This window comes from Olleya marilimosa CAM030, from assembly GCF_000518485.1.
Taxonomy (GTDB): Bacteria; Bacteroidota; Bacteroidia; order Flavobacteriales; family Flavobacteriaceae; genus Olleya; species Olleya marilimosa.
This window is the reverse complement of sequence record NZ_JADR01000001.1, coordinates 525,282-537,016: the sequence shown is the minus strand read 5'-3', so window position 1 is coordinate 537,016 and position 11,735 is coordinate 525,282. Positions and strand designations below refer to the sequence as shown.

General features: G+C 31.0%; 9 protein-coding genes. 3 read left to right on the top strand and 6 right to left on the bottom strand.

Features of this window, described 5'->3' with window-relative positions:
- The first annotated feature begins 40 nt into the window (after positions 1-40).
- A complete protein-coding gene (locus M890_RS0102645) occupies positions 41-1,153 on the top strand; it encodes a hypothetical protein (protein WP_028282036.1) in 1,113 nt (370 codons plus the stop codon).
- 79 nt (positions 1,154-1,232) lie between these two features.
- Here M890_RS0102645 and M890_RS0102640 read toward each other — a convergent pair whose 3' ends face one another.
- From M890_RS0102640 to M890_RS0102625, 4 genes are read right to left on the bottom strand one after another with little or no spacing between them, the layout of a single operon-like run.
- Positions 1,233-2,684 (bottom strand): oligosaccharide flippase family protein, encoded by a 1,452-nt coding sequence (locus tag M890_RS0102640; protein WP_028282035.1) that lies wholly within the window; start codon positions 2,682-2,684, stop codon positions 1,233-1,235.
- 21 nt (positions 2,685-2,705) lie between these two features.
- Positions 2,706-3,992, bottom strand: coding sequence for a glycosyltransferase family 4 protein (locus tag M890_RS0102635; RefSeq protein ID WP_028282034.1), 1,287 nt, complete (start codon positions 3,990-3,992; stop codon positions 2,706-2,708).
- Between the two features lie 36 nt (positions 3,993-4,028).
- Positions 4,029-6,467, bottom strand: coding sequence for a YfhO family protein (locus tag M890_RS0102630; protein ID WP_028282033.1), 2,439 nt, complete (start codon positions 6,465-6,467; stop codon positions 4,029-4,031).
- Positions 6,468-6,497: 30 nt separating this feature from the next.
- On the bottom strand, positions 6,498-6,749 hold the full coding sequence (locus M890_RS0102625; RefSeq protein WP_028282032.1) for a DUF4834 family protein: 252 nt from the start codon (positions 6,747-6,749) through the stop codon (positions 6,498-6,500).
- A gap of 119 nt (positions 6,750-6,868) precedes the next feature.
- On the opposite strand from M890_RS0102625, the gene M890_RS0102620 reads away from it, so the two are divergent.
- Positions 6,869-7,930: a transporter gene (locus M890_RS0102620; protein WP_028282031.1), complete on the top strand. Its 1,062-nt coding sequence runs from the start codon at positions 6,869-6,871 to the stop codon at positions 7,928-7,930.
- 15 nt (positions 7,931-7,945) lie between these two features.
- Positions 7,946-9,064 carry a hypothetical protein gene (locus tag M890_RS0102615; protein WP_028282030.1) on the top strand — a complete coding sequence of 373 codons (1,119 nt, stop codon included), beginning with the start codon at positions 7,946-7,948 and terminating at the stop codon, positions 9,062-9,064.
- A gap of 138 nt (positions 9,065-9,202) precedes the next feature.
- Here the strand turns inward: M890_RS0102615 and M890_RS0102610 are convergent, their stop codons facing one another.
- Together M890_RS0102610 and M890_RS0102605 are read right to left on the bottom strand one after the other, a co-directional pair.
- Positions 9,203-10,462, bottom strand: a complete 1,260-nt coding sequence (locus M890_RS0102610; RefSeq protein ID WP_028282029.1) for a cysteate-C-fatty acyltransferase — start codon at positions 10,460-10,462, stop codon at positions 9,203-9,205.
- A 183-nt stretch (positions 10,463-10,645) separates the two neighbouring features.
- Positions 10,646-11,686 (bottom strand): cysteate synthase, encoded by a 1,041-nt coding sequence (locus tag M890_RS0102605; protein WP_028282028.1) that lies wholly within the window; start codon positions 11,684-11,686, stop codon positions 10,646-10,648.
- Between the last annotated feature and the right edge of the window lie 49 nt (positions 11,687-11,735).

The window sequence follows — 11,735 nt, the reverse complement described above, 5'->3', positions numbered from 1 at the left end:
CTTGTAATTGTATAAGTATTCAATCTTAAAACAAATAATTATGAAACAAGTATTCCTATTATTATCAGCAATTCTCCTTAGTGGGTTTTCTGTTAATGCAGACACAAACACAGCTATAGACAATGGTGTAATTAATAACTCCTATGTTAAAGGTTATGGTAATTCTTTCATTTTTACAGAAGCAGGAATTGAGTTCTCAGTTTATGCAGATGGTCAGTTTGACTTTTATATGCCTAGCTATGGACCTCAAGTTAGTGTAGAAATTAATAACAGAAACACAAATATTAGTTTTAATACAGGCTATGATTATGGTGCTTATGTACAATACGACGAGTTTGGAGCTGTTATACAAATTGAAAACACACCAATTTATTATGACTACTATGGTCGTGTAAATCAAGTAGGAAATGTTTACATTAACTACAATAGCAGAGGCTACATTAGTCGTGTTGGAGGTTTATATGTACACTATAACCGTTACAACCATTATTCGCACAGTACTGGATTTATAAATATATATAACAGAGCATATGTTTACAGACCTTGGCATGCATATTATGTAATACCACCTGTTAATTACTGCGTATTATACACAACACCATATAGAAGACATTACACACCAATTAGATATAGATACGACAGACCTTACGTTAATAATTACAGACGTACTACTGCTGTAGCAAGTCGAAGAGGTAACACAATTTCAAGAAATAGAGCTTTAGCCTCTAGAACAGAAGGAAGAGCACCAAGAGCTACAACTACACCACGAACTAGAAGCAATAGAGCTACAAGTGCTACACCAAGAACAAGAGGAAATGCAACTACAACTAAGCCTAGAAGAAGTACTACAGTGAATAGCACGCCTAGAACAAGAGGTAATACAGTTAAAACAAAAACTAGAAATAATAATGTGATTACTTCAAAACCTAGGACTAGGGATAATACAACAACTACACCTAAAACAAGAGGAAATCAAACAACAACCTCTAAACCAAGAACGAGAAGTAATACTAAAGTAAACACAAGATCAAATAGAAGTGATACACAAGTTAATAAACGTACAACTTCAAAACCTAGAACTACAACTTCAAGAAGTACATCGTCAAGACAAAATTCTGCTTCGTCAAGAAGAAGCACTAGATCTAGAAATTAGAAAAGACTAGTAACTAGTCGATTGAATAGAAATCCTACAAAGGTTGTTTGCCCTAAAGCAACTTAAAGTAGGATTTTTTTTATGGAATAAAGCGATTTAATATTTTTGAAATATCTTCTGATAAATTAAATTTAAAAACAGTCAATCCATAGATTACAATTAAAATTAACGTTTTAGCGATAATGCTAATAATGGGATTAAAATTAAACTCCCAAAAAAACAAACCTAAACCACAAATCAATATTAATAATGTTGTTTTTAAGGTAGCCAATGTAAACGGTTGAATTTTAAATTTTTTATACACAAACAATAGTTTGATAGTATTATATATATAAATAGTAATACAACTTGCGTATGCAGCACCATTTATTCCGTACAACGGAATAAAAATAAGGTTTAAAACTACGGTTAGTATTGCTAATAAAATCCCAAAGACTAGCACTACCCTATAATAATCGCTATTAAAAAGTATGGCATTATTATTTCCAATAAGGTTGTCTGATAGTTTAGCAAGACCAATCACTAATACAACCAAAAAGCCTTCGCTATAATTTTCCGGAATTAAAAGATATAACTTATTGATATTTATTATAATACATAAAAATATAAATCCGCTAATAATAAATAAGTTGATGGAACTTTTTTGATAAAGTGTTTTAAGTTCAACCTTGTGACCTTCATTTAATAGCTTAGAAGTTAAAGGGTTTGCTATTTGATGCATTGCTCTAGCTGGAACACCTATAACTGTTGCTATATATATAGCTACACCATAATACGCCACATTATTAAGCGCTTGAAACTGACCAAGCATAAACTTATCTATCTCTAAAATGATATTAGCTACAGAGCCTGCAATTATTATTAAAGCAGAATATTTTAAAATACTTCCGACATTTGGGATTTTAGTTAATTTAAAAACTGGCATCCTAAGGCTAAAAGCATATAGTTTCATAATTAAGGCTCTGACAATGTATGTAATAACAATCCCGTAAATTAATTGATCTACATTTATGTAACCAAAGTAAAGAGTTAAAAGTAGCAAAGTAGTTATAAACCTGTGAAACACTTCACTCATAAAATTACCAAATACACTTTGTAATTGCACCTTACTCCAAGCGTAAAACACTTCAAAATAAGCAAAAGCTGCAGCACAAATGTATATTAACCAAGTATAGTCTTTTATTATAGTATTTTCTTTAGACAACCAATTGGCAATTATATCATATGCAAAGTGCGTAATTAATCCCAACGGAACTATTAGAAGTAATGGTAAAAGCAACATTAAACTTAAAAAGCTATTTTGAGATTGTCTAGTTTTAAAAGACGAATAAAACTTAACAATTGTATTATGCACTCCAAAAGCCATAAAAGGCATTAAAATACTTGCTGTAGACAGGATAAAAGTGATTAATCCAAAATAGGCTTCGCTAACAAATTGAGTATATAAAAATATAACGTTAACAGCACCAATACCAAACCCAAAATAAGTTATAATAGTATTTTTAATAGATTGATTAACGACTATTCCCATATATTTAATATAATTTATATTTTAGGACTGATTAATCAAATCAGCTAACCTTTTTGTTAACTGTTGCCTTGAATAACCTTGTAATCCTATTGGATTAGTCTTTAAATTATTATCAGTGTAAGCCTGATAATACTGCTTAATACTATTTTTTAAAACATCATAATCCTCATAGTTAAAAAACTGACCAGTATTAGTTTTTGTAATTATTGAAGCGACATCTGCTCCTTTAGGTCCAATAGCAACAATGGGTCTATTAGCAACCATATACTCAAACAATTTACCAGGAATTATTGCTTTAGTATCTTCAGAGTTTATTTCAATTAACAATAATAATTGAGATTTTTTTTGATACTCAATCGCTTTATTGTGAGATACATATCCAACATAATTTAAACATTCACTTAAATTATGTTTTTTAATAGATTGTATAACATCCTCACCTACTTCACCTATTAAATTTAGCTGAAAATCCTCTGTAAATTTAGCATCCTCAATCATCAATTCGCTAAGCACTTTCCAAAGTACTTCGGGATTTCGTTTAGATAACAATGACCCAATATGTGACAATGTAAATTTTTCATCTAAGGTATTTACAACCACTTTTTCGTTGTCATAGCCATTAGTAATTACATGGATAGGTTGACTTGTAATATGCTCAAATTCGGTTTTAGTACTTGGGCTAGTTACAATAATTTTGTCAGCACAATTAAGGACTTTTTTTTCTAATGCCTTATGTTTATTTTTTGAAGCCTTAGTTAATTTTAATTGCTTATGATAACCTATTGTCGTCCAAGGATCTCTAAAATCTGCAATCCAATTTATTTTATGGTTTTCTTTTAATTTTAAACCAATTAAATGCAAGCTATGTGGTGGTCCAGATGTTATAATGGTGTCCACATTAAAATCCATAATATAAGTTGACAAGTAGTTATACGATGGTTTTACCCAGTTTTTTCTGGCATCAGGAATAAAAAAATTACCTCTAACAAACAACATTAAACGCTCCATAAGGCTTTGTTTGTTTTTTTCGGCAATAATCCCTTTACTAATAGTTTTACTTTTTTTAGAAAACAATTGTGCCAATTTGTAAGGCTCCTTAATAGGTTGTTTTAACACAGTAAGACTTGGACTAACCTCGTTTTGTAATGTAGTATCTAAAATGGGATAATTAGCATTGGATGGACAATATACAATAGGTTCTATATTAAAATCTGGTAAATACTTAACAAATTTTAACCAACGCTGTACACCTGGTCCTCCTGCAGGAGGCCAATAATACGTAATAATTAGCACCTTTTTTTTATCCATTATGTAACGCTTTCGCGGAAATTGAGCGTCGTGTGATTACTCCTCACTAATCTTATTCATGCTTTTTACACCATAAATCAAACCTCCTAGCATTAATAATCCTAATAAAATAGAACTAGCTAACGCTATTGTACTTCCGGATTTAACAACTTCTGGTTCAAACTTAAATTCAATAATATGTTTTCCTTTTGGTACTTCTAAACCTCTTAAAGCATAATTTACTTTAATATGTGGTTTTAAAACACCATCAATATAAGCATTCCATCCAGAACCATAATACATTTCTGAAAACACTACAAAACCATTATTACTGTTATTAGACTGATATTTAATATAATTAGGTTTATAATCTAAAGTTTTTATTAAAGCTAAAGAATCCACAATAAACGCTTTAGGAAGGTTAGTTTTAGCTGTAAAACCTTCAGAATAAATAGCTGTTTTTTTAGTATTTAAAGTATCTAATGCCAAAATTTCTGCATCAGCAGAACTTACTTTTTTAGTATTTTCTACAAACCAAGCATTACCATTTGCGTCGTTATTTACAAACGGAAAAGGTCTACCGTCTTCTCCTTGACCAATTATGTATTTCGCGTTAAGCATACTTAATACATTAATATTGTTTTTTGAGATATAAAATTCGTATAAATCTTGATATCGTTTTGGTTTTGCTGCGTGATAACCACCTAAAGCATTATGAAAATAACTGGTTTTTGCACCACCAGACGTTAAGTCATACACACGATAATTATACTTATCCTTAAGTATCTCTAGATCTGCTTTATTGGCTTGATAAGGACGCTCCATTTGTAACTTAGATACAAAATCTTCGTTATTAACATAACGTTTATCTACGCTAACTAAATCTACTACAATTAATAATCCTAAAACTATAATAACTTTAGTTTCGTTTAGTTTCTTTTTCAAAAAGAAATAGATAACGCCTGCAGCTAATAACACAAATAATAAAGTTCTAAGTGTATCTTGTGTAAAAAAGCTAGCTCTATCTGCTCTTAAAGCATCCAAAAATGCTTGACCATTACCTTCTCTAATTTGACCATCAATACCTCCAATAAAATCGATTATTCCAACAGCTTTTCCTAACAAAAATAGGATTGCTAAACCTGCTGTAATAATTACTGTGTTTTTTAAAGCTTTGAGTTTTTCTTCGGTTTTAACAACATCATTAAATAATCTAACTAAAGCAAAGACTGCCAATACAGGAATACATAATTCTAAAATTACTTGTATTGAGCTGACTGCTCTAAACTTATTATATAATGGTACATAGTTAATAAAAAGGTCTGTTAAAAACTCTAAGTTTTTACCATAAGACAATAGTAATGACAATATGGTACCTCCTACCAACCACCATTTTAAACGTCCTTTGACTAAAAACAAGCCTAATACAAACAAAAATATTACAACTGCACCAATGTAAGCTGGTGCTTCAACTATGGTTTGGCTTCCCCAATAAGTTGGTAAACCTTTAGTGTATTCTCTAGCATCTGTTGGTGGTACACCTTGATCAACAATGTATTTATATACTGCAGAATCTTCGCCTACATCTTCTCCGCTTCCACCTCCTAAAAATCTAGGTACAAATAGGTTAAAAGTTTCTAGTTTACCATAACTATATTCTGTGATATACTCTTTACTTAAACCGTTTGTGTTTTCTCTTTTGGACCCATTAGCATTGATAGTTAACTCACTTTTACCACGAGTACTCTCTTTCACGTAATCTTGGGTAGCTAAAATATTAGTCGCATTTAAACCTATTGCAAGTAAAACAGCAACAGATAACACACCTACTGCTTTAAAAAAGTGTGGTATCATTTTTTTACGATAAGCATCTACTAAATAAGCAACACCTAAAACCAAGACTAACAACATTAAATAGTAAGTCATTTGGTAATGATTAGCTACTAACTCTAATCCCATTGCTACTGCTGTCAGGATAAAACCGTAAACATACTTACCTCTAAACGTTAGTATGATACCACTTAATACTAATGGCATATAAGCTATTGCATGTGCTTTACTATTATGTCCTACTCCCAAAATTATGATTAGATAGGTAGAAAAGCCAAATGCTAGTGCACCTAATCCAGCTAATTTCCAATCTACTTTTAAAACCAAAAGCAGTATGTAAAATCCTAAAAAATAAAGAAATAAGTAATCTGCTGGTCGAGGTAAAAAACGCAACGACAAGTCTAACTTTTTAATATAATTGTGTGGGTATTTCGCTCCTAATTGGTAGGTTGGCATACCTCCAAACGCACTATTAGTCCAATAGGTTTCTTCACCAGATTGAGCTTTAAAATCTTTTTGTTGTTTAGCCATTCCTGTGTAGTGAACAATATCACTTTGGTAAATGACTTTTCCTTGTAAAACAGGACTAAAATAAGCTAAAGAGCAAACGATAAATCCTACCAGAACTAAAAGATGAGGTAAGATTTTTTTTAACGAAAATTGCATAAATGATTTTAAAAAGTATGAGGTTGAAAATTACTCAATTTCTTCGTAATCTACATACTCTCCTACATTTTTATTTGAAGATTTATTATTAGGCATTTTATCGATAGTTATCTCGCCTTCTTTTTGAGCTGGCTCTTGTCTTTGTTGGTTAAACGCACCTCCAAAACGTTCGGTTGCTTTTTTAGCTGCATATTTAAATAATACAGGTGCAAACAAACGAGATAAGATTTTTAATCCATAGTAAATTAATACTATTATAAGTATGGTTCTTAATAAAGCCATGTTGTAACAAAAGTTAAATTATCAATACTTTAACAAAAATACAATTCTTCAGTTTTAAATTAAGTTTTAAATACTTAAAAAAAATATAAAATCTTATATTTGACTTTAAACAAAAATATATGCTTAACCCAAAATTAATATTACAGTTTACACTGTTACTTGCAAGTTTTACTGCTACTGCACAATATACTGAAGTTATTAACTCTAATAGACCAGGTGTATCTAGAAGTGCTTTTGCTGTCGGAAAAAATGTGGCTCAGCTTGAGGTTGGACCTTATATGCTTAAAGAAGAGCACACGCCTTTAAAAAATGAAGCATCAGGTTTTGGTATTGACTTTGCTGCACGTTATGGGTTAGTTTGGGAAGAATTAGAATTAAATATAGAAGGTACTTACCAAAACGATACATTTACAGATAATCGTTCTACTTTATTTCCCATAGAAACCGATCGTGCTAATTTTAAATATTTAACATTAGGTGCAAAATACTTGGTGTACGATCCTTATAAAAAACGTGGTGAGGAGAAACCTAATATTTACAGCTATCATGCTAATAAAAAGTTTAAATGGAGTAATTTAATTCCGGCTGTAGCTGTATATGCTGGTGTAAACTATGATGCTAAAGATAATGTTTATGTGCCTTATAGCAATCCGTTTACAAGTCCAAATTACGAAGGTGGGTTTACACCTAAAGTAATGGTCGCAACACAAAACAACTTTAATAGTGGTTGGGTTTTAGTGATGAATTTTGCCAAGGACAGAATTGGTTCAGATTTTTCAGATTTTCAATACATAGTTACTTTAACCAAGTCCATTACTGACCAATGGGTTTTATTTGGAGAAACTCAAGGCATAAAAAGTGATTATTATGCAGACAACCTATTTAGATTTGGTGGAGCGTATTTATGGAGTAAGGATTTTCAGTTAGATACTGCAATAACTTTTAATACAAAAGACACACCTTCGGTTTTTAGCTTTAACTTTGGCGCATCTTATCGTTTAGATTTCCATAAAGATCCTGAAGCTGATATAGATAATGGTACTGATGTACTTGAGGAATACGAAAGAAAAGCAAACAGAAAGAAAAATAAGAATAAAAAAGATAATGATTCTGACACTCCAGAAGATTCAGGTAAACGAAAAAAAGAAACTCAAGAGATTGATTTTGATGACGAAAACTAACCCTTTCTTTTTTATATGATTACAACCAAAAAAGTAGTATCAAAAGCGGATTATAAAGCATTTGTTAAATTTCCTTTTGAAATATACAAAGACTCTAAATATTGGGTACCACCAATTATAAGTCAAGAATTAGCAACATTTGACGCAAAGAAAAATCCAATTTTTAATGATGCAGAAGCAACATTATTTCTAGCATATAAGGACAATAAAATTGTTGGTCGTATCGCTGCCATAATAAATTGGCTTGAAGTAAAAGATCAAAACATAAAAAAAATGCGTTTTGGTTGGTTTGATTTTATAGACGACTTAGACGTTAGTAAAGCACTTTTGCAAGAAGTTTACACCATTGGTAATGCAAATAACCTACATTATACTGAAGGTCCTGTCGGTTTTTCTAACTTGGATAAAGTTGGAGTTATTACTGAGGGTTTTGAGGCTATAGGTAACATGATCACATGGTATAATCACGCTTATTATGTAAATCATTATCAATCACATGGTTTTTCTGTTGAGAAAAAATACTCTGAAAGTCGTTTTCCTTTTAAAAACGTAAAACCTGAATTTTTCTACAAAGCTCAAGAATTGATTAAAAGACGTTATCAGCTTAAAGCTTTAAATTTGAATAAAACATCCGAAGTCATGCCTTATGCAGACCAAATGTTTGATTTATTTAATGAAAGTTACGCCTCACTGTCTTCTTTTGTAGCTATTACAGATATTCAAAAAGAATATTTTAAAAAGAAATTTATAAGCTTTATAAACCCAGAGTATATCAAATTTGTGGTTGACAAAAATGATAAATTAATAGCTTTTGCTGTAGTAATGCCAAGATTTGCTGATGCTTTACAAAAAATGAAAGGCAAACTACTACCCTTTGGATTTTTAAAATTATTAAAAGCAAAAAAAGAAAGTAAAGATGTCATGTTCTACCTAATAGGTGTACATCCAGAATATCAAAATAAAGGAGTGCACGCTGTTATTTTTAATGAATACTATAACACTTTTAATGAAAAAGGTATCCAAACTTGTTATAGAACACCTGAATTAGAGGACAATGAAGCGATACACAAAATATGGAAACATTTTGATCCTGAAGTATATATAAGACGATGTACTTTTAAAAAAGACATATAATTAAAAAAAGAGCTTACTAATACCTAAGAAGCTCTTTTTTTTAAACGCAAATCATATATCAATTTGCCTAAGTTTTAATTTAATTAAAAAAAATCCGACTCATTAGAGTCGGATTTTTTTTATATAATTTTATTTTTTTTATTCTCCCATTGCTTTCATTAAAGCAGCAGACATACGCTTATAAGTACCGTTTTCTAAACGTTCTCTAATAGCATCAAATGCGTCTAATGTTTCGCTAACATCTTGTAAAGTATGCGTTGCTGTTGGAATCATACGTAATAATATTAAACCTTTAGGAATTACTGGATACACAACAATAGAGCAGAAAATACCATAATTTTCTCTTAAATCTCTAACTAAAGCCATAGCTTCTGGAATGCTTCCATTTAAATATACTGGAGTTACACAACTTTGTGTAGAACCAATATCAAAACCTCTATCTTTAAGTCCTGATTGTAATGCGTCTACAATTTTCCATAAGTTTTGTTTTAACTCAGGCATTGTACGTAACATATCTAAACGCTTTAATGCTCCAACAACCAATTGCATTTGCAATGATTTAGCAAACATTTGCGAACGTAAATTATATTTTAAATAATCAATTATTTCTTGATCTGCAGCAATAAATGCTCCTGTACTTGCTAAAGATTTAGCAAAAGTTGCAAAATACACATCAATATCGTCTTGTACACCTTGCTCTTCTCCTGCTCCAGCACCAGTTTTACCTAATGTACCGAAACCATGAGCATCATCTACAAACAGTCTAAAGTTGTATTTTTTCTTTAAAGCAACAATTTCTTTTAAACGTCCTTGCTCACCTCGCATACCAAAAACACCTTCAGAAATCACTAAGATTCCTCCACCTGTTTGCTCTGCCATTTTAGTAGCACGACCTAAGTTTTTTTCTAAACTTTCAATATCGTTATGCTTATAGGTAAAACGTTTTCCGTGATGTAATCTTACTCCATCAATAATACAAGCATGTGCATCAACATCATATACAATTATATCATCTTTTCCAACTAAAGCGTCAACTGTAGACACCATACCTTGGTAACCAAAGTTTAATAAGTAAGCTGCTTCTTTATGGACAAACTCGGCAAGTTCGTTTTGTAATTGCTCGTGTAAATCTGTGTGACCGGACATCATACGTGCTCCCATTGGATATGCAGAACCGTATTGTGCTGCAGCTTCTGCATCAACTTTACGTACTTCTGGATGGTTAGCAAGACCTAAGTAGTCATTGATACTCCATGTAATTACTTCTTTTCCTTGAAATTTCATACGATTAGAAATTTCTCCTTCCAATTTAGGAAACACAAAGTAACCCTCTGCTTGAGCAGCCCATTTACCTAATGGTCCTTTATCTTTGTATATTTTTTCAAATAAATCTTTCATTGTAAAACGCGATTTTTAAGCTTCTATTGTTAGGTATATTAGCTTAAGCTATTAAAATTTAGTTAGATGCTACAAAATTATGCAATTTTATTATACGTGCATAACAAATAACCTATGTATTATCAACAAAAAAGTTAATCTTATTACTACTAAGATTAACTAATTTGTTTATTCTTTAATTATTTACTTAATATATTGAATGCTTTGTGCAGCTTCTTCATTTTTACTATCAAAAAACCCTTGCTCATTCATCCACTTATCACTATAAATCTTACTCATGTATCTAGAACCATGATCAGGAAAAATGACAACAACATTATCTGTATCCTTAAATGTATTAGATTCATTAAGTTGTTTTAAGGCTTGCATTGCTGCTCCAGAAGTATAACCCACAAACAACCCTTCTGTTTGTGCTAATTCTCTAGCTGTGTGTGCACTTTCCTCATCTGTAACCTTGATAAACTCATCAATAGCATCAAAATCTGTAGCAGTAGGAATTAAATTTTTACCTAATCCTTCTATTCTGTATGGATAAATTTCTTTGTCGTCAAACTCTCTAGTTTCGTGATATTTTTTTAATACCGAACCATAAGCGTCAACTCCAATTACCTTAATATTTGGATTTTGTTCTTTTAAATATTTTGCAGTACCAGAAATTGTCCCTCCTGTACCACTACATGCGACTAAGTGCGTTATTTTACCTTCTGTTTGGTTCCATATTTCTGGTCCAGTAGAATTGTAATGTGCATCAATATTTAATTGATTAAAGTATTGGTTAATGTAAACAGATCCCTTAATTTCTTCATGTAATCGTTTAGCTACTTGGTAATAGCTTCTTGGATCATCTGCACTAACGTTTGCTGGACAAACATATACTTTAGCTCCCATGTTTTTTAACATGTCAATCTTATCTGCTGAAGATTTTGAACTAACTGCCAAAATGCAATCATATCCTTTAATTACACTAACCATTGCAATACTAAATCCAGTATTACCTGATGTTGTTTCAATAATTGTGTCTCCTGGTTTAAGTATACCTTGCTTTTCTGCTTGCTCTAAAATGTATAAAGCGATTCTATCTTTTGATGAATGACCTGGATTGAAGGCTTCAACTTTTGCTAGATAATTCCCTTTAAAACCTGAAGTAATTTTTTTTAGTTTTATCATTGGTGTATTACCAATTAAGTCTAATACACTATCAAAAACTTGTTTATTTTGTTCCATAAATGCTATTTAAAAGCTACTTATTTTGAGTTTTGAAACTCAAAACCTC